Origin of the sequence: Streptomyces sp. NPDC088733 (assembly GCF_044751185.1) — a bacterium.
Taxonomy (GTDB): Bacteria; Actinomycetota; Actinomycetes; order Streptomycetales; family Streptomycetaceae; genus Actinacidiphila.
Window position 1 is genome coordinate 102,789 of sequence record NZ_JBIVLH010000025.1, and the last position, 20,093, is coordinate 122,881.

Sequence of the window (20,093 nt, forward strand, 5' to 3'; positions counted from 1 at the left end):
ATGGAAGGAGAGGTGGCATCCGTCATGCGATCGACAACCGAGCCCCACGACTTCGTCGTGGTCGGCGGCGGCACCGCGGGCAGCGTGATCGCCGCCCGCCTGTCCCAGGACGACCGTGTCCGCGTACTGCTGCTGGAGGCGGGAGCGGACCGCCCCACGGCGGCCATGACCTCGCCGCCGGCCTGGCCGTCCCTGATGGAGAGTCCGGCGAACTGGGGCGAGACCACCGTCCCCCAGACGGCCACCGGCACATCGGTCCTCCTGCCCCGCGCGCGTTTCCTGGGCGGCGGCTCCGCGATCAACGCCATGGTCTTCGCCCGCGGACACCGGTCCAGCTACGACGACTGGGCGGCCCTCGGCGCCCAGGGCTGGGGCTTCGACGACCTGCTGCCGTACTTCATGCGCAGCGAGAACACCGCCGGGCGCGACCCCGCGCTGCGCGGCATCGGCGGACCCCTCACCGTCGGGCCCGCCAACCCGCCGCACCCCGTCGTCGGCTCCCTGCTGAGGGCGGCGGAGCAGGCCGGCCACCCCCGCGCCGCCGACCCCGGCGGCGGCCTGGAGGAGGGGTTCGGCTGGTCCGACCTCAACATCGTCGACGGCAGGCGGCAGAGCGCGGCCGACGCCTACCTCGTCCCCGCCGCCGGCCGGCCCAACCTCACCGTCGTGACCTGCGCGCGGGTCGGCCGCCTGCTGCTGGAGAACGGCCGCTGCACCGGGGTCGAGTACCGCACGGAGGCCGGGACGCGCACGGCCAGGGCCCGCACGGAGGTGGTCCTCACCGCCGGTGCCATCGGCTCGCCGCAGCTGCTCATGCTCTCCGGGATCGGTCCCCGGGCACACCTGGGCGACCGCGGCATCGACGTCGTCGCGGACCTCCCCGGCGTCGGCGCCAACCTGCACGACCACCCGATCGCCAACATCGTCTACAGCGCCGGCCGGCCGGTACCCGCCGGCGTGAACAACCACGGCGAGGCCCAGGGCCTGGTGCGCTCCGGGCCCGGACTGGACGGCCCCGACCTCCAGTTGGTCTTCGTCGACGCGCCGGGCAACCTGCTCGACGGAATGTCGCCCGGCCAGGGCTGGACGATCGGCGTCTCGGCGATGCGCCCGCGCAGCCGCGGCACCGTACGCCTGGCGAGCGCCGATCCCGCGGACCCCCCGCTGCTGGACCCGGGCTACTTCGCCGACGACCGCGACCTGGTCACCCTGATCCGGGGCCTGCGGCTCGCCCGCGAGATCGGCCGGTCCCCCGCCATGTCCGCATGGCACGGGACGGAGGTGCTGCCCGGCCCGGCCGTCGAGGACGACCGGGGGCTGCGGGAGTACGTCCGGCGGACCGCCGCCTCGTACGCGCACCCCGTCGGCACCTGCCGGATGGGGGAGGGACCCGGGGCGGTCGTCCGCGACGACCTGCGGTTGCGCGGCATCGAAGGGCTGCGGGTGGCCGACGCCTCCGTCATCCCGTCCATCCCGTCGGCCAACACCAACGCGACCGTCTGCGCCATCGCCGAACGCGCGGCCGAACTGCTCACGGCCTGACGGCTGCAGGCACGGCCGGTGTGGGCGCGCCCCTGAAGGAGGCAGCCGTGACCACATCCCTACTCACCAGTCCGGAGGGCATCGTGCAATCCGCGGCGGCCGGCAGCGGGCCGGCTCTGGAAGCACTCCTCACCCGCTCACCCGTGGGTCTGGCCCTGTGGGGCACCGATCTGCGGTGCACCTGGGCCAACGCGACCCTGGAACACCAGGACGGCATCCCCGGTGACCGCCGGCTGGGGCGCCGGCCGTCCGAGGCCCTGCGGGGCGACAGCTGCGCCCTGGAGGCCGTGATGGCGAAAGTGCTGCGCACCGGAACCCCGGCACTCAGCCGCGAGTACCGGCACGCCGCCTCCGGGCGTGCCGGCCTCGCGCCCGCGTACTCCGTCTCCTTCTTCCGGCTCGACGACCCGGACGGATCGGTGCGCGGCGTGTGCTCCCTGGTCCTGGAGGCCGGCGGCCGGCGCTCGTCCGGTGAGCGCCTGGCTCTGCTCAGCGAGGCCGGCACCCGCGTCGGCACCACACTCGACACCATGCGCACCGGGCAGGAACTGGCCGACTTCACGGTGCCGTTCCTCGCCGACTACGCGGCCGTCGACCTGGTGGAGGCGGTCCATCTCGGCGAGGAGCCCCCGTACCGGACGTTCGCCGGGGGCGGCGGGGGACCCGTCCTCCGCCGGGCCGGACTCGCCTCGGTCCGCGCGGGTGCGCCGGAGGCACGCCGGCGCCCCGGCGAGGTGGTGACCGTCCCGGAGACCTCGCCGTTCACCGAGGTGCTGGCCTCGCGGCGCCCCTTCTTCGAACCGGTCCTCGGCTACCGCCCGGACGGCTGGCCCGCGGGGCACCCCGTGCCGGCCCGGGCGATCCGCGAGCACGGCATGCACTCGGTGATGGTGGTGCCGGTGCAGGCCCGCGGCATCGTGCTGGGTGTCGCCGCCTTCGTGCGCACCGTCAATCCCGCCCCCTTCGAGGAGGAGGACATGCTGCTCGCCGAGCAGATCGTCGCCCGCGCGGCGCTCAGCCTCGACAACGCCAGGCGGTACGCACGCGAGCGCGCCACCGCCCTCGCCCTGCAGCGCAGCCTGCTGCCGCGCGCGGTGTCCGGCGGCGCGGCCGTGGACGCGGTCTCGCGCTACCTCCCCGCCGACATCGAGGACGGCGTCGGCGGCGACTGGTACGACGTGATCCCGCTGCCCGGCGCGCGGGTCGCCCTGGTCGTCGGCGACGTGGCCGGCCACGGCATCAACGCCGCCGCCACCATGGGCCGGCTCAGGACCGCGGTGCACACGCTCGCCGACATGGACCTGGCCCCCGACGAACTGCTCGCCCACCTCGACGAGGTCGTGGGCCGGCTCGCCGACGAGGAGACCGGCGGCCACGCGGACGAGACCTGCGCCCTCGCCACCTGCCTCTACGCGGTCTACGACCCCGCCACCCGGCACTGCGTCATGGCGCGGGCCGGCCATCCGCCGCCCGCCGTCCTCCTGCCCGACGGGCACGTGGACTTCCCCGACCTGCCCGACGGCACACCGCTCGGGCTCGGGGTGCTGCCGTACGAGGCCGCCGAGCTGGAACTGCCCGAGGGCAGCGTGATCGCGCTGTACACCGACGGGCTCGTCGAGGACCGCCGCCAGGACATCGACGTGGGGATGGACCGGATGGCCGCGGCGCTCGCCCGCCCCGGCCTCCCGCTGGACGACCTGTGCGCCGAGGTGATGGGCACCCTCCGGGCGGGCACGGCGCCCCGCGACGACGTCACGCTCCTGCTGGCCCGTACCCGCGCGCTCAGCCCGGAGGACCTGGCCTGCTGGGAGCTGCCCTCGGATCCGGCCGCGGTCGGCGCGGCCCGCTCACTGGCCTCGCGGCAACTGGCCGCATGGGGCCTGGAGGGCATGGCGGAGACCACGCAGATGATCGTCAGCGAGTTGGTCACCAACGCGGTGGTCCACACGCCCGGGCCGGTCCGGCTGCGCCTGATCCGCCACCAGGTCCTGGTCGTGGAGGTCGCCGACCGCGACAACAACCTCCCGCGCACCCGCCGTGCCGGCGTCACCGACGAGGGCGGCCGCGGGCTCTGTCTCGTGGCCCGGCTGGGGCGGCGCTGGGGGATCCGGCTGACGCCCGAGGGCAAGCTCGTGTGGGCGGAGCAGGAACTCCCGCCCCCGGCGAGTGGGGAATGGCACGACGGAACACGCTGAGCCCGGGGGAGTTCTTGGAGGAAACTCCAAAGGGCCCTCCTGAGCACCGGACTTTCGTCCGTGGCCGAGGCCGCCCCCGTCGTGCAAAAATCAAGTACGTGCGTTTCCTCAATGATGCAAAGCCTCCGTACGACCTGACGTACGACGACGTGTTCATGGTCCCCAGCCGTTCCGCGGTGGGATCCCGCCAGGGTGTCGACCTCTCCGCCCCGGACGGCACCGGCACCACCATCCCCCTGGTGGTCGCCAACATGACCGCCATCGCCGGCCGGCGGATGGCCGAGACCGTCGCCCGCCGGGGAGGCCTCGTCGTCATCCCGCAGGACATCCCGATCGACGTGGTCACCGAGGTGATCGGCTGGGTCAAGCAGCGCCACCTCGTGCTGGACACGGCCATCTCCCTCGGACGGCACGCCACCGTCGCCGACGCGCTGGCCCTGCTGCCCAAGCGCGCGCACGGTGCCGCCGTCGTCGTGGAGGACGGCCGCCCGGTCGGCGTCGTCACCGAGCACGACCTGACCGGCGTCGACCGCTTCACCCAGGTGTCCGTGGTCATGTCCAAGGACCTCCTGCTGCTCCCCGCGGACATCGACCCGCGCGAGGCCTTCAACCGGCTGGAGGAGGCCAACCGCAAGCTGGCCCCCGCCGTCGGTGCGGACGGCAGGCTCGCCGGGATCATCACCCGCAAGGGCGCCCTGCGCGCCACCCTGTACACCCCCGCCACCGACGCGCAGGGCAGACTGCGCATCGCCGCGGCGGTCGGCATCAACGGCGACGTGGCGGGCAAGGCCAAGCTGCTGCTCGACGCGGGTGTCGACACCCTCGTCGTGGACACCGCGCACGGCCACCAGGAGTCGATGATCCAGGCCGTACGGGCCGTCCGGGCACTCGACCCGCGGGTGCCGGTCGTGGCCGGCAACGTGGTCTCCGCCGAGGGCGTGCGCGACCTGATCGAGGCCGGCGCCGACATCGTCAAGGTCGGTGTGGGTCCCGGCGCCATGTGCACCACGCGCATGATGACCGGCGTCGGGCGCCCGCAGTTCTCGGCGGTGCTGGAGTGCGCCGCCGAGGCCGCGAAGCACGGCAAGCACGTCTGGGCCGACGGCGGGGTGCGGCACCCGCGCGACGTGGCGATGGCGCTGGCCGCCGGTGCGTCCAACGTCATGGTCGGCTCCTGGTTCGCGGGCACGTACGAGTCGCCCGGCGACCTCCAGCAGACCGCCGACGGGCGTGTCTACAAGGAGAGCTTCGGCATGGCCTCCGCCCGCGCCGTGGCCAACCGCACCAGCGAGGAATCCGCGTACGACAGGGCCCGCAAGGCCCTGTTCGAGGAGGGCATCTCCACCTCGCGGATGTTCCTGGACCCCGCTCGGCCGGGTGTCGAGGACCTGATCGACTCGATCATCGCGGGCGTCCGCAGCTCCTGCACCTACGCGGGCGCCGCCAGCCTCGCCGAGTTCGCCGAGAAGGCCGTCGTCGGCATCCAGAGCGCGGCCGGCTACGCCGAGGGCAAGCCGCTGCACGCCAGCTGGCAGTGACCGGGTCCGCCGGCGGCGCGCGGGGGGAGCGGTCCGGGGGACGCCGCTCCCCGCCCCGGGCGCTCCGCGGCGGGGGACGGCGGCCGGGCTCGTAGGCTGTCCCCGGTACGGCACGCGCCGTGGCCGGCTCGCCCGCGAAGAGAAGTGACCCACCCCCCGTGCGCCTGAACGAACTCGACGAACGCATCGTCCACGCCCTCGCCGAGGACGCCCGCCGCTCGTACGCCGACATCGGCACCGTGGTCGGCCTCTCCGCCCCGGCCGTCAAACGCCGGGTGGACCGCCTGCGGGCCGAGGGCGCCATCACCGGGTTCACCGTCCGCGTCGAGCCCGCGGCGCTGGGCTGGGAGACCGAGGCCTTCGTCGAGCTCTACTGCCGCCACAACACCTCGCCGGAGGACATCCGGCGCGGCCTGTCGCGCTACCCGGAGGTGGCCTCCGCCTCCACCGTCACCGGTGAGGCGGACGCCGTCGTCCAGATCTACGCCTCCGACGTGCGCCACTTCGAACGCGTCCTGGAGCGGATCGCGGGCGAGCCCTTCGTGGAGCGCACCAAGTCGGTCCTGGTGCTCTCGCCCCTGCTGCGGCGCTACACCGCGGGCTCGCCGGCCTAGGCCGCCGGCCGCACGCAACGAATCGCCGGTGAGGGCGCCGATCGCGCAACGAATCGGCGGTCGATGCGCAATGGACGCGTCTTGTCGCCGCGGTGGGCGTGATCGTACGGTCGAGTCAGACCCCGAACCGGTACCCCACCAGGCGAAAGAGGCTCCATGGCGCCGCTGCGCACCGCTCTGTACCAAGGCCCGAGCGGCGTCCCCTCGTCCGTCGACGACAGCATGGCCGCGCTCGACGCGGCCGCACGCCGGGCCGCCGCCGCGGGGGCCCGGCTGCTCGTCACCTCCGAGATGTTCACGACCGGCTATGCCGTCGGCAGGGCGATCCCGTCCCTTGCCGAGGCCGCCGACGGTCCCACGGCCGGGCGCGTCGCCCGCATCGCCACCGAGCACGGCCTCGGCATCGTCTACGGCTACCCCGAGCGCGACGGCGACGACGTCTTCAACGCCGCCCAGCTGATCGGCCCGGACGGCGAGCGCCTGGCCAACTACCGCAAGACGCATCTCTTCGGCGACGGCGAGCGCGCCTGGTTCACCCCCGGCGACCGGGCCGTCGTCCAGGCCGAGCTCGACGGCACCCGCATCGGCATCCTGATCTGCTACGACGTCGAGTTCCCGGAGAACGTGCGGGCCCACGCCCTGGCCGGCACCGAGCTGCTCACCGTGCCGACCGCCCTCATGCGGCCGTACGAGTTCGTCGCGCAGACCCTCGTGCCGGCCCGCGCCTGGGAGAGCCAGCTGCACGTGGCCTACACCAACCGCTGCGGCCTCGAGGGAAAGTTCGACTTCGCCGGGCTCAGCTGTCTCGCCGGCCCCGACGGCGTGGTCCGCGCCCGGGCCGGGTCCGGGGAGGAACTGGTCGTCGCCGACGCCGACCCCGCCGTCCTGCGCGCCGCCCGCGAGGAGACGCCCTACCTCGCCGACCGCCGCCCCGAGCTGTACCGCTCGCTGGGCTGAACCCCCACCCCACCCCCTCATCACGGCCCCACCCCGTTCCACTGCCAGGAGAGTCACCCCATGACGTCCACGGTGCCCACCGCGGTCCACGACGAGCAGCACCCCGAGGTGCCCTCGGCCCCGCCCATCACCATGTTCGGCCCCGACTTCCCCTTCGCGTACGACGACTTCCTGGCGGACCCGGCCGGCCTCGGCTCCATACCCGCGACCGCCCACGGCACCGAGGTCGCGGTCATCGGCGGCGGCCTGTCCGGCATCGTGGCGGCGTACGAGCTGATGAAGATGGGCCTCAGGCCCGTCGTCTACGAGGCCGACACGATCGGCGGCCGGCTGCGCACCGTCGGCTTCGAGGGCTGCGACGAGAGCCTGACCGCGGAGATGGGCGCGATGCGCTTCCCGCCGTCCTCCACGGCGCTCCAGCACTACATCGACCTGGTCGGCCTGGAGACCCAGCCGTTCCCCAACCCGCTGGCGCCCGCGACCCCGTCGACCGTCGTCGACCTCAAGGGCGAGTCCCACTACGCCAAGACCATCGACGACCTGCCGCAGGTCTACCGCGACGTCGCGCACGCCTGGAACGCCTGCCTGGAGGAGGGCGCGGACTTCACCGACATGAACCGCGCCATGCGCGAGCGCGACGTCCCGCGCATCCGCGAGATCTGGTCGAAGCTGGTCGAGAAGCTCGACAACCAGACCTTCTACGGCTTCCTCTGCGACTCCGAGGCCTTCAAGTCCTTCCGCCACCGCGAGATCTTCGGCCAGGTCGGCTTCGGGACGGGCGGCTGGGACACCGACTTCCCCAACTCCATCCTGGAGATCCTGCGCGTCGTCTACACCGAGGCCGACGACCACCACCGCGGCATCGTCGGCGGCAGCCAGCAGCTCCCGGTGCGGCTGTGGGAGCGCGAGCCCGAGAAGATCGTGCACTGGCCGTACGGCACCTCGCTGAAGTCGCTGCACGGCGGCGCCCCGCGCCCGGCCGTCACCCGCCTGCACCGCACCGCGGGCAACCGCATCACGGTCACCGACGCCGACGGCACCATCCGCACCTACCAGGCGGCGATCTTCACCGCGCAGAGCTGGATGCTGCTCAGCAAGATCGACTGCGACGACTCGCTCTTCCCGATCGACCACTGGACGGCGATCGAGCGCACGCACTACATGGAGTCCAGCAAGCTCTTCGTCCCCGTCGACCGGCCGTTCTGGCTCGACAAGGACGAGGACACCGGCCGGGACGTGATGAGCATGACGCTCACCGACCGGATGACCCGCGGCACCTACCTGCTCGACAACGGCCCCGACCAGCCGGCCGTGATCTGCCTGTCGTACACCTGGTGCGACGACAGCCTCAAGTGGCTGCCGCTGAGCGCCTCCGAGCGCATGGAGGTCATGCTCAAGTCGCTCCGCGAGATCTACCCCAAGGTCGACATCCGCCGGCATGTCATCGGCAACCCGGTGACCGTCTCCTGGGAGAACGAGCCCTACTTCATGGGCGCGTTCAAGGCCAACCTGCCCGGCCACTACCGGTACCAGCGGCGCCTGTTCACCCACTTCATGCAGGACACCCTGCCCGAGGACAAGCGCGGCATCTTCCTCGCCGGCGACGACATCTCCTGGACGGCCGGCTGGGCCGAGGGCGCCGTGCAGACCGCGCTCAACGCGGTGTGGGGCGTCATGCACCAGCTCGGCGGTGCCACCGACGAGACCAACCCGGGCCCCGGCGACCGCTACGACGAGATCGCGCCGGTCGCGCTCGACGAGGACTGAGCCGCCACCGCTCAGCGGCCCAGCGGGGTCAGCAGGAAGCGGCCGACCAGCCCGGCACCCGCGTCGAGCTTCTCGGTGAACTCCTCGTACACCTCCGGCAGTCCGCGCAGCGACCACAGCACGCGGGACGCGGCCCACGCCGCGTCCCGCGCGCGCTCCAGGCTCCACGAACCCGCCAGATGGGTCAGCGGATCGGCCAGGTCCAGCAGGTCGGGGCCCGGCATCAGCTCCTCGCGCACCCGCTCCTCGACCGCCGTCAGCAACTCCCCGACCCGGTCGAAATCCGCCTCCAGCGATGCGGGCTCGCACGCCAGCGCCACGCAGGTGTCCACCACCGACAGCGCGAGATCGTGCCCCACATGGGCGTTGATGCCCGCGAGCGCGAACTGCACCGGGCGCACGCCCGGGTGCCCGCGCAGCAGGAGCAACGGCCGCCAGCAGGCCGGTACCGCACGCCCGTCCAGGCCGCCCTCGACCGCCCTCAGGTACCGGTCGGCGAAGCGGCCGCCCAGCTCGGCGGCGGCCGGCGGGTCGCCGAACGCGCCCGCGGCCAGCCGCCGGACCAGCTCCTCGGTGACCGACAGATAGACGCGGTTGAACACCGCCACGCCGTCACCCGGCGGCAGCGACGCGCCCAGCGCCCGCATCCGCGCCACCACCTGATCCACGCCCGCGGGCGCGGCCCGCCGTGCCGTCGTCATGCGCCCAGCGTCGCAGCAGGTCGCGCGGCCCGCGGGGAGCGGCGGCCGCGGCGTCCCCGGATCGGGTGAGTCAGAGCACGCCCGCGTCGCGCGCCGTCCACACCGACGGATACTGCGGGCGGAACCCCAGTTCGTCGCGGGCGCGCACCGTCGACACCACCCCGGCCCACGGGTCGGGCAGCGCCCGCTCCGCCATGCCGGGCGGTGCCTCCGCACCACCGAGCCAGTGCAGCTCCACCGCCGTCACCGGGGCGTCGTCGGCGATGTTGTACACCCGGCCGCCGATGCCCGGCGTGCGCAGCAGCCGCAGGAAACCCTGCGCCGCGTCGGCGTGGTGCACCATGTGCAGCCGCTGGTGCGCGGCCCAGCCGCCCGCCCACCGCAGCGACTCCGCCAGATGCGGGTCGCCGTCGCCGTACACGAACGCCAGGCGCCCGATGCGCACGTCCAGGCCCGCCGTGCGGTGCAGGTCCAGCAGGCCCCGCTCGGCCTCCGCCTTCGACTCCGGGTACGGGCCCCACAACGGGCCGCCCGGCAGCGGCTCGTCGTCCTCGAGCGACGGCCGGCCCCGGCCCGGTCCGTACACCAGGTTCGTGCCTGCCTGCACGAAGCGTGCCGCCCCGGCCCCGGCCGCCAGCCGGGCCAGCGCCAAGGTCGCCTCCCGGTTGACCGCCCACGCCCCGTCCCCCGCATCGCCGCGGAACACCGCGGCAAGATGCAGCACGGCGTCCGCCCCCGCGAGCGCCTTCCGCACGTCCTCCTCGTCCCGCAGATCGCCCGTCACCACCTGCGCTCCCCGCCGGGCGAACGGTGCGCCGCGCTCCGCGTCCCGCACCAGCACCCGCACCTCGTCCCCCGGGCGCCGCCACTGCAGCAGCCTCGGCACCAGACGGCTGCCCACCCGTCCCGTGGCGCCCGTCACCAATGTCAGCATCGATGTCTCCTCTCGCGACGGGCCCAGCCTCCAGCGGTCCGGTGCGGCAGGGGAGAGACCTCCTGATCCCGGGACCGGCACGCCCTGGATACGGCCGCGCCCCGGGGCGATCCTGGAACCGTGGACCCGCACCCCGACCTCAGCCCCGTCCTCGACCGCGCAGGACTCGCCGACTTCCTGCGCCGCCGCCGCGCCCGCCTGGCCCCCTCCGACGTGGGCCTGTCGGCCGGCGCCCGGCGGCGCACGTCGGGACTGCGCCGTGAGGAGGTCGCGCAGCTGGCCGGCATGTCCCCCGACTACTACACGCGGCTGGAACAGGCCCGCGGCCCCCGGCCCTCCCGGCAGATCCTCGGCGCCCTCGCCCGGGCCCTGCGGCTCTCCGACGACGAACGCGACCACCTCTTCCACCTCGGCGGCGAGGAACCGCCCCGCGACGCACACCGCTCCACCCACGTACGGCCCGGGCTCCTGCTCGTCCTGGACCGTCTCCACGACACGCCCGCGCAAGTCGTCGGCGACCTCGGCGACGTGCTTGCCCAGAACGCCATGGCCGCCGCCCTCGTCGGCGACGTCTCGGCCCGGCCGCCCGCCGAGCGCAACCTCGTCCGCCGCTGGTTCACCGACCTCGCGGCGCGCGAACTCTTCCCGCCCGAGGACCACCACGACCTCGGACGCGCCCACGTCGCGCATCTGCGCGCCGTCCTCGCCGCCCGCCCCCACGATGCGGCCGCGGCCGCCCTCGTCGCGGAACTCCGTGCCGCGAGCCCGGAGTTCGCCGCCCTGTGGGCCACGCACGAGGTCGCGGTCCGGCGCTTCGCGACCAAGCGGTTCCGGCACCCGGTCGTGGGGATGCTCGAACTCGACTGCGAGGTGCTGGTCAGTGCGGAAGGGGGGCAGCGGCTCATTGTGCACAGTGCGGGGGTGGGGACGGAGTCGTACGAGCGGTTGCGGTTGCTGAAGGTCGTGGGCCTGCAAGACCTGGCGGTCGGCTGACCTGGCTGCCTGGGTTTTTTCCCCGCCCTCCCTCCCGATTGCCCGGCGCGGTAAGTGCGGGCCCTGCGCTGCGTGCGTTGTGGGGTCGGCGCCGCTCCGGGATCCGTCCTCGGCGCTCGCGGTTTACGCCTGCAATTCGTGTACTGCGGTCGCCGCTCGTCGCCTGCGGGCGGACCCCGGCGCACCCCCTCCCGGGGTCGTTGGGGCGACTTACGGCCGGTGGGGGTGCTGTAGGCGGTGACGGCTGCGTACTTGGACGGCGCGGCGCCTACGGGTGCCCGAGCACGGTGCCGCTTCAGACCACCCTCCGCGGATCAGGCGCATGGCGAGACGGAGGGGGCGGGGGAGGTGGGGGCACCTCCCAGCGGTAGCTGGGGGAGGGTGGCGTTCTGGACACTGGAGCATATTTGGGTGCACAACCCGGGGCAGGCAGCGGAGAGCGCCTGAGGCACCTAAATGTGCTGTCCAGAATGGCAGCCCCGGAGGGCCCGCACCCGGCCCCCACACCACTTGCGTCGGGGCACCTGACTTCACAGGGCACACGGGAGGGCGGGCGGGGAAAAACCCGGGAAAGGCCCTACGGGGAGGGCCAGTCCGTGCGGAGGACGGCGTACTCGACCTCCCCGTGTTCCGCGCCCGCCAAGGGCGCCTCCCACTGCTCGTGAAAGACCCGCACAAAGGACAGCCCCGCATTCTCCATCACGCGCCGCGACCGCGCATTGACGAACATTGTCTCCGCGTACACACACCGCGCCCCCAGGTCCGTGAAGGCCTTGGCCACCAGCGCCCGGGCGCCCTCCGTGGCGTAGCCGCGGCCCCACGCCGCGCGCCGCAGCCGGTAGCCGAGTTCGAGGTCGTCGGCGGGGCCGCCGTCGCGCGGGGTGAGGGCGAACCAGCCGATGAACTGCCCGGTGGTCCGCTCCTCGGCGGCCCACACCTGGGAGCGCGCGAAGCGCGGGAGGACGTCGTGGCGGATGACGTCGGCGGGGGTGGGGCTGCCGAGGTAGCGCATGACCTCGGGGTCGCTGTCGAGGCCGATGAGGTGGTCGGCGTCGGTGTCGCTGTCGGTGAAGTGCCGCAGGCGCAGCCGCTCCGTCTCCAGGAAGATCCGCATGTCGTGCAGGCTAGACACGGGGCGCGGCCACGGCGACGGGTTTGTCGGCGGGTTGGGCCGCCGACGTGCCGGCGGCGCGCAGGACGCCCGCGCCGAGGGTGAGCCCGGCGGCCAGCAGGGTGACCAGGCCGAAGGAGGCCTGGAGGGAGCTGGCCTGCGCGATGGAGCCGATGGCGGCGGGCGCGACGAGGCCGGAGGTGTAGGTGACGGTGGCGACGCCCGCGATGGCCTGGCTGGGGTTGGGCCCGCTGCGGCCGGCCGCGGCGAAGCACAGCGGTACGACGACGGCTATGCCGACGCCGAGGAGGGCGAAGCCGGCGATGGCCGCGATCTGGTTGGCGGCGGTGGCCACGAGGACGCCGCCCGCGGTGGCGAGGACGCCGCCGACGCGGACCGTGCGGACCGGCCCGAAGCGGCGTACGACGAGGTCGCCGAGGAGGCGGGAGACGGCCATGGTGCAGGCGAAGGCGGTGTAGGAGGCGGCGGCGACGCCGGGGGAGGCCGCGGTGATGTCACGGAGGTAGACCGCGCTCCAGTCCATGCTGGCGCCCTCCGCGAAGACGGCGCAGAAGCCGATCGCGCCGATGACGAGGGCGGAGCGCGGCGGCAGCGCGAAGCGGGCGGGGGCCTCGTCGTGCTGGGCGGGCCGCAGGTCCAGGACGCCGCCGCAGACCAGCAGCCCGGTCGCGACGAGTACGGCGGCGACGGTCGCGAGGTGGACGCGCGCGTCGAGTCCGGCGTGGGCGGCGACGACGCCGACGAGGGAGCCGATCAGCGCGCCCGCGCTCCACATGCCGTGCAGCCCGGACATGATCGACCGGCCGAGGCGTTCCTCGACCTCGACGCCCTGGGCGTTCATGACGACGTCCGCCATGCCCGCCGAGGCGCCGTAGACCAGCATCGCCCCGCACAGCCAGGGCAGTCCGGGGGAGAGGGCGGGCAGCGCCAGCGAGGCGCACCACAGGCCGATCAGGACGCGCAGCGCGGCGCGCATGCCGAGCACGTGGGCGATGCGCGCGGCGAGCGGCATGGCGGCGGAGGCGCCTACGGCGGCGAAGACGAGGGCGAAGCCGAGCTGTCCGGCGCTGAGGCCCGCGTGCTCCTGGATCCAGGGGATGCGGGTGGCGAAGCTGCCGCTGACGGAGCCGTGCACGGCGAAGATCGCGGCGACGGCCAGATGGGCCCGTCGCAGCCGCGGCTCGGTCTTCCTCGTCGTGGTCGTCGCCATGGTGATCCCTCCCAGTGTCCCGCCCCGTGGTCCCGCTTCTGTAAATTAACAGGCAGGCTTCCTGAAAGATAGCCGGAATGCAGCCGTTCCCGGCCCTCGGGCCGGGGCTTCTGGAAGGATCCCCGTCATGAGTGCCCTCCGCCCGCTCGTCGGCCGTACCGCGTCCCCCCGTACGGCCCGTGCGATCAACGACCGGCTGGCACTCGAACTGCTCCAGGGTCAGGGCCCGTTGACCGCGTCCCAGCTCAAGGAGCTGACGGGGCTGTCCCGGCCGAGCGTCGCCGACCTCGTCGAGCGGCTGCAGGAGGCGGGCCTGGTGGCGGTCGTCGGGGAGACGGGCGCCGACCGGCGCGGCCCCAACGCGCGGTTGTACGGCATCGTCGCCGACCGGGCCCATCTGGCCGCGTTCGACGTGCGCACGCACAGCGTCGCCATCGAGGTCGCCGACCTGCTGGGCGTCACGATCGGCAGCGCCGTGCTGCCCGTCGACCCGCTCGGCGACCCGCGGCGGACGGTCACCCGCTCGGTCGCCCTGCTGGAGCGCACCGCGCGGCGCGCGGGCGCCACGGCGCTGCACACGATCGCCGTCGGCGCGCCGGGCCTGGTCGACCCGGCCACCGGTGAGCTGCGCGCCACCGGCCAGCTGCCGGCCTGGCACTCCGCCCTGGTGGCCGAATTGCGCCGGCGGATCGACGCGCCGGTGCTGCTGGAGAACGAGGTCAACCTCGCCGCCGTCGCCGAGCAGCGGCTCGGTTCGGTCCGCGACCGCGAGACGTTCGTGCTGCTGTGGCTCGGCCACGGTGTCGGCGCCGCGGTGGTGCTGGGCGGTGTGCTGCGCCGCGGTGCCTCAGGCGGCACGGGGGAGATCGGCTTCCTGCCGGTTCCCGGGACGTTCGAGCTGCCCACGGCGAGCGGGTGCGGGGGCGGCTTCCACTCGCTGGCCGGGAGCGCGGCCGTATGCGCGCTGGCCCGCGCGCACGGGCTTCCGGTGCCGGGGGAGGAGGACGACGCGCCGGCGGCGGAGGCGGTGGTCGCCGGGGCGCGGACGGGCGGCAAGCGGGGCGAGCTGTTCCTGGACGCCCTGGCGGACCGGGTGGCCATAGGCGTCGCGGCGGTCTGCGCGGTGCTCGACCCGGGATGCGTCGTCCTGGGCGGCGAGGTGGGCCGGGCCGGGGCCGGGGACCTGGCCGCCCGGGTCGCCGAGCGGCTCGCGCGCATGTCCCCGCTGCCGACCGAGGTGCGGGCGGGGACGGTCACGGGCAGTGCCGTGCTCCGCGGCGCCCTGCTGTCGGCGCGGGACGCCGCGCAGGACGCGCTGTTCAGTCCGGACGTGTGACGTCCGGCCCGACGGCGGGGGAGACGCCCTTCCGCCGCCGGGCGTGTGTGGGGGGATGTGTCGGCGGTCCGCGGGAGCCCGCGGTCGGGGCGGAGTCGGCGTCTGCGGTCGGGTCCGTCCTGGTGCCGGGCCGTGGCGGCGCGGGTGCGTGGGGCACCGCGGACCTCCGAAGGGGGCTGCCCGGCAAGGGCGTTGGCGGCAGACTAAGAGGACTAGACCAGTGGCGTCAATGGGTGCGGGCCACCGGTGTGTGAGAGACCCCACAGCAAGCCATTGCATATGCATCGATCGTCCGTGGCAGACTGAGTGCAGTACCAGTGACGTTCAGCGCACTCCGGGGTCGGTGAAACTCCGAACCGGCGGTTACAGTCCGCGACCCGTCCGCATCCAGCGGCCGGTTGACCAGGTGAGATTCCTGGACCGACGGTTAAAGTCCGGATGGGAGGCAGTGCGCGGCGGGCAGGAACCGGTACGCCGCCGTCGGCGGCAGCGCGAGTGCGTGTCCCCGGATACGACGACACGGACCTGCGCGGCCACCCCTCCGACCCGGCGTCCCCCGGATCCGTATCCCCGTTCCGTTTCCCGCGCAGCCCCGGAGTCCGTGCCCGAAGAGGCAGGAGGACCCGGTGGCCACACCAGGTGAAGCCGACGCGATGCGCCGGGCCGTAGAGCTCGCCGCCCGCGGACTGGGCTCCACCAGCCCCAACCCCGTCGTCGGCGCCGTGATTCTCGACGCCCGCGGACAGGTGGTGGGAGAGGGCTGGCACCAGCAGGCCGGAGGCCCGCACGCGGAGGTCCACGCACTCCGCGCCGCCGGGGACGCCGCCCGCGGCGGCACCGCCGTCGTCACCCTGGAACCGTGCAACCACACCGGCCGCACCGGCCCCTGCGCGCAGGCGCTGATCGCCGCCGGGGTCTCCCGTGTCGTCTACGCCGTCGGCGACCCCACCCCCGCGGCCACCGGCGGCGGCGCCACCCTGCGCGCCGCCGGGGTCGACGTGGAGAGCGGCCTGCTGGCCGCCGAGGCCGCCCGCGGCAACGAGGTCTGGCTCACCGCCACCCGTGAACGGCGCCCCTTCGTGGTGTGGAAGTACGCGAGCACCCTCGACGGCCGGATCGCGGCCGCCGACGGCACGAGCCGCTGGATCAGCTCCGCGGCCTCCCGCGCCGACGTCCACCGGCTGCGCGCCGAGTCCGACGCCGTCGTCGTCGGTTCCGGCACCCTGCGCGCCGACGACCCCCATCTGGCCGTACGCGGTCTCACGGGCTCCTTCACCCAGCCGCTGCGCGTCGTGGTCGACACCAACGCCAAGATCCGGCCCGGCGCCCGCGTCCTGGACGACGCCGCCCCCACCCTGATCGCCGTCGCCGAGGACGCCGACACCGAGCACCTGCCCGGCGTCGACATCGCGCGGCTCCCGCGCACCGGCAACGGGATCGCCGTGCACGCGCTGCTCGGCGAGCTCCACGGCCGCGGCGTCCGCTCCGTACTCCTCGAGGGCGGGCCCACGATGGCCGGCGCGTTCGTCGCCGCGGGGGCCGTCGACAAGGTCGTCGGCTACCTCGCCCCCGTCCTGCTCGGCGCCGGAGCGGCCGCTCTCGGCGACGCGGGAATCACGACCATCTCGCAGGCGTTGCGGCTCGACGTCGCCGCGACCGAACACATCGGCCCCGACCTGCGTATTACCGCATACCCGAGCCGAATTGAGGAGAACTGAGTGTTCACCGGAATCGTCGAAGAGCTGGGCGACGTCGTCGCCGTCGAGGACCTGGGCGACGCCTCCCGTTTCCGTCTGCGCGGCCCGCTCGTCACCGAAGGCGCCAAGCACGGCGACTCGATCGCGGTCAACGGCGTGTGCCTCACCGTCGTCGAGACCGGCGAGGGCGAGTTCACCGCGGACGTGATGGCCGAGACGCTCAAGCGGTCCAGCCTCGGCGCGCTGCGCGCCGGCGGCAAGGTCAACCTGGAACGCCCCATGGCCCTCGGCGGCCGCCTCGGCGGCCACCTCGTCCAGGGCCACGTGGACGGCACCGGCGCGATCGTCGAGCGCGTCCCCGCGGAGCACTGGGAGATCGTCCGGATCTCGCTGCCGCAGGAGCTGTCCCGCTACGTGGTCGAGAAGGGCTCCATCACGGTCGACGGCATCAGCCTGACCGTCGTCGAGGCCGGCCCCGACTCCTTCACCGTCAGCCTGATCCCCACCACCCTCGGCCTGACCACGCTGGGCTTCAAGCAGCCCGGCGACCCGGTGAACCTCGAGGTCGACGTCATCGCCAAGTACGTCGAGCGGCTGTACGGGGACCGTGCCACGACACCGAGGGCGGCGGAGCGGTGAGTGCCCTCGACGCCCTGAACGGGTCCGCCTTCTCCGCGTTCGGCCAGGACTTCCTGTGGACCGACGTGGTGGGCAACAGCCTCGGCCTGGCCGGGCTCGCGTTCGGCTGGCGGCGGTCGGTGTGGGCCTGGCCCGTCCAACTGCTGTCCGGCGTCGTCCTGGTGGCGGCCAACTGGTCCGCGCACCTCACCGGCGGCGTCGGCAAGCAGCTGCTGGTGATCGGTGTCGCCGTGTGGGGCTGGGTCCAGTGGCGCCGCGGCGCCCGCGGCTCCGGAGGGATCGCGATCCGCTTCGCCACGTGGCGGGAGCGGGGCCTGCTCGCCGGCGGAACCGTCGCCGGCCTCCTCGCGGTCGTGGGGCTGTTCACCCTCTACCCGTCGCTGTCCTGGAACCCCTGGCCCGACGCATACATCTTCGTCGGCACCGTCGCCGCGATGGTCGCCATGGCCCGCGGCTGGGTGGAGTTCTGGTTCGCCTGGCTCGCCGTCGACGTCGTCGGCGTCCCGCTGGCCTGGAACAGCGGCCTGAAGTTCTCCGCCTTCGTCTACGTCCTCTACTTCGTCCTGGTGATCGCCGGCATGCACGCCTGGTGGCAGCAGACCCGCGTCCCGCGCCCCAAGGCGCCTGCCCTGGAAGGAGCGGCAGCAGCATGAGCACCGCACTGCACAGCCTGTACGAGGTGAAGGACGAGCCGATCGTCCTGGACACCGTCGAGCGCGCCATCGCCGACATCGCGGCCGGCCGCCCGGTCGTCGTCGTCGACGACGAGGACCGCGAGAACGAGGGCGACCTCGTCATCGCGGCCGAGAAGGCCACGCCCGAGATCGTCGCCTTCATGATGTCCGAGTGCCGCGGACTGATCTGCGTGCCGATGGAGGAGGCCGACCTGGACCGGCTGGAGCTGCCGCAGATGGTGGCCTCCAACAGCGAGTCCATGAAGACCGCCTTCACCGTGTCCGTCGACGCCAGCGCCGCCCACGGCGTCACCACCGGCATCTCGGCCGCCGACCGGGCGACCACCATCCGGCTGCTCGCCACCGGCGGCACCGCGCCCGGCGACTTCGTCCGGCCCGGCCATGTCTTCCCGCTGCGCGCCCGGGCCGGCGGTGTGCTCACCCGCAACGGCCACACCGAGGCCGGTGTGGACCTGGCCCGGCTGGCCGGTCTGCGCCCCGCCGCGGCGATCGTGGAGATCGCCAACGAGGACGGCACCATGGCCCGTCTTCCCGACCTGATGACCTTCGCCCGCAAGCACGGTCTTGCCATCATCTCGATCGAGGACCTCATCGACCACCGCCGTTCCGCCGAGCCCACCGTCCGCCGCGAGGCGGAGACCCGTCTGCCCACCGCCTACGGCGACTTCCGGGCCTACGGGTACCGCGACTCCGCCGACGGCATCGAGCACATCGCGCTCGTGGCGGGCGAGATCGGCGACGGGGAGGACGTGCTGGCCCGCGTCCACTCCGAGTGCCTGACCGGCGACGTGTTCGGCTCCCAGCGGTGTGACTGCGGCCCGCAGCTCCAGGCCTCGCTCGAACGAGTGGCGTCCGAGGGCCGCGGCGTCGTGGTCTACCTCCGCGGCCACGAGGGCCGGGGGATCGGGCTGCTGTCCAAGCTGCGCGCGTACGAACTCCAGGAGCGCGGCCGCGACACCCTCGACGCCAACCTGGAGCTCGGCCTGCCCGCCGACGCCCGCGACTACGGCGCCGCCGCCCAGATGCTCACCGACCTCGGCGTGGTCTCCGTGCGCCTGATGACGAACAACCCCGACAAGACCGACGCGCTGACGCGCCATGGCCTGAAGGTCACCGAGCGGGTGGCCATGCCCATCGCCGCCGGCGAGCACAACCTGCGCTATCTGCGCACCAAGCGGGACCGCATGGGCCACGACCTGCCGTGGCTCGACCCGGCCCCGAGCGCCGCCTACCACAACCAGTAGTCCGGTCCCGGTACGGCGGCCCGGGCCACCAGCACCACCAGCAGCACCAGTACATCGACAGCATCGAGCAAGGAGAAGACGCACGTGAGCGGTAAGGGCGCCCCCGAACTGTCCGTGAAGAACTGCGGCGACCTGCGTGTGGCCGTCATCGCGGCCCAGTGGCACGAGCAGGTGATGGACGGGCTGGTCGACGGCGCCGTACGCGCGCTCAGTGACCTGGGCATCGACGAGCCCACCCTGATCCGGGTGCCCGGCAGTTTCGAACTGCCGGTCGCCGCCAAGGCGATGGCCGACCGCGGCTACGACGCGATCGTCGCACTCGGCGTCGTGATCCGCGGCGGCACGCCGCACTTCGAGTACGTGTGCCAGGGCGTCACCCAGGGGCTGACCCAGGTCTCGGTGGACACCGGCGTGCCCGTCGGGTTCGGCGTGCTGACGTGCGACACCGAGGAACAGGCGTTGGACCGGGCCGGACTTCCCGGTTCCAACGAGGACAAGGGGCACGAGGCGGTCACCGCCGCGGTCGCCACGGCGACGATCCTGCGTTCGGTGTCCGAGCCGTGGCGGTGAGGTAGGGCAGTTCCGCGTAGGGTGGGACCACCATGGCCAAGAAGACATTCGAGGAGCTCTTCGCGGAGCTCCAGCAGAAGGCCGCCACTGGCGACCCCAGCACGTCCCGCACCGCCGAACTGGTCGGCAAGGGCGTGCATGCGATCGGCAAGAAGGTGGTCGAGGAGGCCGCAGAGGTGTGGATGGCCGCCGAGTACGAGGGCGCCGACCGCACCGCGGAGGAGATCTCCCAGCTGCTGTACCACCTGCAGGTGATGATGGTCGCCCGGGGCATCGCCCTGGACGACGTATACGCTCATCTGTGAGCAGCGCCACCCTGCGCGTCCCCT

At 73.6% G+C, this 20,093-nt stretch carries 18 protein-coding genes and 1 riboswitch; of the genes, 14 read left to right on the forward strand and 4 right to left on the reverse strand.

Features of this window, described 5'->3' with window-relative positions:
* The first annotated feature begins 24 nt into the window (after nucleotides 1–24).
* The 6 genes from ACIP64_RS33475 (at nucleotide 25) to ACIP64_RS33500 (ending at nucleotide 8,613) form a co-directional block, all read left to right on the forward strand.
* Nucleotides 25–1,542 (forward strand): GMC family oxidoreductase, encoded by a 1,518-nt coding sequence (locus ACIP64_RS33475; RefSeq protein WP_401594256.1) that lies wholly within the window; start codon nucleotides 25–27, stop codon nucleotides 1,540–1,542.
* A gap of 47 nt (nucleotides 1,543–1,589) precedes the next feature.
* A complete protein-coding gene (locus tag ACIP64_RS33480) occupies nucleotides 1,590–3,737 on the forward strand; it encodes a SpoIIE family protein phosphatase (RefSeq protein WP_401594259.1) in 2,148 nt (715 codons plus the stop codon).
* Nucleotides 3,738–3,826: 89 nt separating this feature from the next.
* Nucleotides 3,827–5,275: a GuaB1 family IMP dehydrogenase-related protein gene (locus ACIP64_RS33485; protein WP_401594358.1), complete on the forward strand. Its 1,449-nt coding sequence runs from the start codon at nucleotides 3,827–3,829 to the stop codon at nucleotides 5,273–5,275.
* 158 nt (nucleotides 5,276–5,433) lie between these two features.
* Nucleotides 5,434–5,889, forward strand: a complete 456-nt coding sequence (locus ACIP64_RS33490) for an Lrp/AsnC family transcriptional regulator (protein ID WP_401594261.1) — start codon at nucleotides 5,434–5,436, stop codon at nucleotides 5,887–5,889.
* 156 nt (nucleotides 5,890–6,045) lie between these two features.
* Nucleotides 6,046–6,846, forward strand: coding sequence for a carbon-nitrogen hydrolase family protein (locus tag ACIP64_RS33495; protein ID WP_401594264.1), 801 nt, complete (start codon nucleotides 6,046–6,048; stop codon nucleotides 6,844–6,846).
* Between the two features lie 60 nt (nucleotides 6,847–6,906).
* Nucleotides 6,907–8,613: a flavin monoamine oxidase family protein gene (locus ACIP64_RS33500; RefSeq protein ID WP_401594266.1), complete on the forward strand. Its 1,707-nt coding sequence runs from the start codon at nucleotides 6,907–6,909 to the stop codon at nucleotides 8,611–8,613.
* An 11-nt stretch (nucleotides 8,614–8,624) separates the two neighbouring features.
* On the opposite strand, the gene ACIP64_RS33505 is transcribed toward ACIP64_RS33500, so the two are convergent.
* Nucleotides 8,625–9,314, reverse strand: coding sequence for a DUF5995 family protein (locus tag ACIP64_RS33505; RefSeq protein WP_401594269.1), 690 nt, complete (start codon nucleotides 9,312–9,314; stop codon nucleotides 8,625–8,627).
* Nucleotides 9,315–9,384: 70 nt separating this feature from the next.
* A complete protein-coding gene (locus ACIP64_RS33510) occupies nucleotides 9,385–10,248 on the reverse strand; it encodes an NAD-dependent epimerase/dehydratase family protein (RefSeq protein ID WP_401594272.1) in 864 nt (287 codons plus the stop codon).
* A gap of 120 nt (nucleotides 10,249–10,368) precedes the next feature.
* Here ACIP64_RS33510 and ACIP64_RS33515 point away from each other — a divergent pair, with 120 nt between their 5' ends.
* Nucleotides 10,369–11,241 (forward strand): helix-turn-helix transcriptional regulator, encoded by an 873-nt coding sequence (locus tag ACIP64_RS33515; protein WP_401594275.1) that lies wholly within the window; start codon nucleotides 10,369–10,371, stop codon nucleotides 11,239–11,241.
* A gap of 577 nt (nucleotides 11,242–11,818) precedes the next feature.
* Here ACIP64_RS33515 and ACIP64_RS33520 read toward each other — a convergent pair.
* Both ACIP64_RS33520 and ACIP64_RS33525 read right to left on the reverse strand, forming a co-directional pair.
* Complete coding sequence (locus ACIP64_RS33520) at nucleotides 11,819–12,355, reverse strand: GNAT family N-acetyltransferase (protein WP_401594278.1); 537 nt, start codon at nucleotides 12,353–12,355, stop codon at nucleotides 11,819–11,821.
* Nucleotides 12,356–12,365: 10 nt separating this feature from the next.
* Entirely contained in the window at nucleotides 12,366–13,583 is a 1,218-nt protein-coding gene (locus ACIP64_RS33525) for an MFS transporter (RefSeq protein WP_401594281.1), read from the reverse strand.
* A 127-nt stretch (nucleotides 13,584–13,710) separates the two neighbouring features.
* Between ACIP64_RS33525 and ACIP64_RS33530 the strand changes: the two genes are divergently transcribed.
* The 7 genes from ACIP64_RS33530 to ACIP64_RS33560 all read left to right on the forward strand — a co-directional run bounded on the left by ACIP64_RS33530 (nucleotide 13,711) and on the right by ACIP64_RS33560 (nucleotide 20,069).
* Nucleotides 13,711–14,919, forward strand: coding sequence for an ROK family protein (locus ACIP64_RS33530; protein WP_401594285.1), 1,209 nt, complete (start codon nucleotides 13,711–13,713; stop codon nucleotides 14,917–14,919).
* Nucleotides 14,920–15,244: 325 nt separating this feature from the next.
* Nucleotides 15,245–15,375, forward strand: a riboswitch (FMN riboswitch).
* Nucleotides 15,376–15,572: 197 nt separating this feature from the next.
* Nucleotides 15,573–16,637, forward strand: coding sequence for a bifunctional diaminohydroxyphosphoribosylaminopyrimidine deaminase/5-amino-6-(5-phosphoribosylamino)uracil reductase RibD (gene ribD, locus ACIP64_RS33535; protein ID WP_401594360.1), 1,065 nt, complete (start codon nucleotides 15,573–15,575; stop codon nucleotides 16,635–16,637).
* Nucleotides 16,638–17,255, forward strand: a complete 618-nt coding sequence (locus tag ACIP64_RS33540; RefSeq protein ID WP_401594288.1) for a riboflavin synthase — start codon at nucleotides 16,638–16,640, stop codon at nucleotides 17,253–17,255.
* Nucleotides 17,252–17,908, forward strand: coding sequence for a nicotinamide mononucleotide transporter family protein (locus ACIP64_RS33545; RefSeq protein ID WP_360914799.1), 657 nt, complete (start codon nucleotides 17,252–17,254; stop codon nucleotides 17,906–17,908). Before ACIP64_RS33540 ends, ACIP64_RS33545 begins: the two co-directional genes overlap by 4 nt.
* Nucleotides 17,905–19,194, forward strand: coding sequence for a bifunctional 3,4-dihydroxy-2-butanone-4-phosphate synthase/GTP cyclohydrolase II (locus tag ACIP64_RS33550; RefSeq protein WP_401594292.1), 1,290 nt, complete (start codon nucleotides 17,905–17,907; stop codon nucleotides 19,192–19,194). Before ACIP64_RS33545 ends, ACIP64_RS33550 begins: the two co-directional genes overlap by 4 nt.
* 84 nt (nucleotides 19,195–19,278) lie before the next feature.
* Nucleotides 19,279–19,764, forward strand: coding sequence for a 6,7-dimethyl-8-ribityllumazine synthase (gene ribH / locus ACIP64_RS33555; RefSeq protein WP_401594295.1), 486 nt, complete (start codon nucleotides 19,279–19,281; stop codon nucleotides 19,762–19,764).
* A gap of 32 nt (nucleotides 19,765–19,796) precedes the next feature.
* Nucleotides 19,797–20,069 carry a phosphoribosyl-ATP diphosphatase gene (locus ACIP64_RS33560; protein WP_401594298.1) on the forward strand — a complete coding sequence of 91 codons (273 nt, stop codon included), beginning with the start codon at nucleotides 19,797–19,799 and terminating at the stop codon, nucleotides 20,067–20,069.
* Nucleotides 20,070–20,093: the final 24 nt, after the last annotated feature.

Bases quoted from the DNA above. Each gene is read 5' to 3' on its own strand.
- ACIP64_RS33475 (WP_401594256.1), top strand. From the start codon at position 25: ATGCGATCGACAACCGAGCCCCACGACTTCGTCGTGGTCGGCGGCGGC.
- ACIP64_RS33495 (WP_401594264.1), top strand. From the start codon at position 6,046: ATGGCGCCGCTGCGCACCGCTCTGTACCAAGGCCCGAGCGGCGTCCCC.
- ACIP64_RS33500 (WP_401594266.1), top strand. From the start codon at position 6,907: ATGACGTCCACGGTGCCCACCGCGGTCCACGACGAGCAGCACCCCGAG.
- ACIP64_RS33505 (WP_401594269.1), bottom strand. From the start codon at position 9,314: ATGACGACGGCACGGCGGGCCGCGCCCGCGGGCGTGGATCAGGTGGTG.
- ACIP64_RS33510 (WP_401594272.1), bottom strand. From the start codon at position 10,248: ATGCTGACATTGGTGACGGGCGCCACGGGACGGGTGGGCAGCCGTCTG.
- ACIP64_RS33520 (WP_401594278.1), bottom strand. From the start codon at position 12,355: ATGCGGATCTTCCTGGAGACGGAGCGGCTGCGCCTGCGGCACTTCACC.
- ACIP64_RS33525 (WP_401594281.1), bottom strand. From the start codon at position 13,583: ATGGCGACGACCACGACGAGGAAGACCGAGCCGCGGCTGCGACGGGCC.
- ACIP64_RS33530 (WP_401594285.1), top strand. From the start codon at position 13,711: ATGAGTGCCCTCCGCCCGCTCGTCGGCCGTACCGCGTCCCCCCGTACG.
- ribD (WP_401594360.1), top strand. From the start codon at position 15,573: ATGCGCCGGGCCGTAGAGCTCGCCGCCCGCGGACTGGGCTCCACCAGC.
- ACIP64_RS33550 (WP_401594292.1), top strand. From the start codon at position 17,905: ATGAGCACCGCACTGCACAGCCTGTACGAGGTGAAGGACGAGCCGATC.
- ACIP64_RS33560 (WP_401594298.1), top strand. From the start codon at position 19,797: ATGGCCAAGAAGACATTCGAGGAGCTCTTCGCGGAGCTCCAGCAGAAG.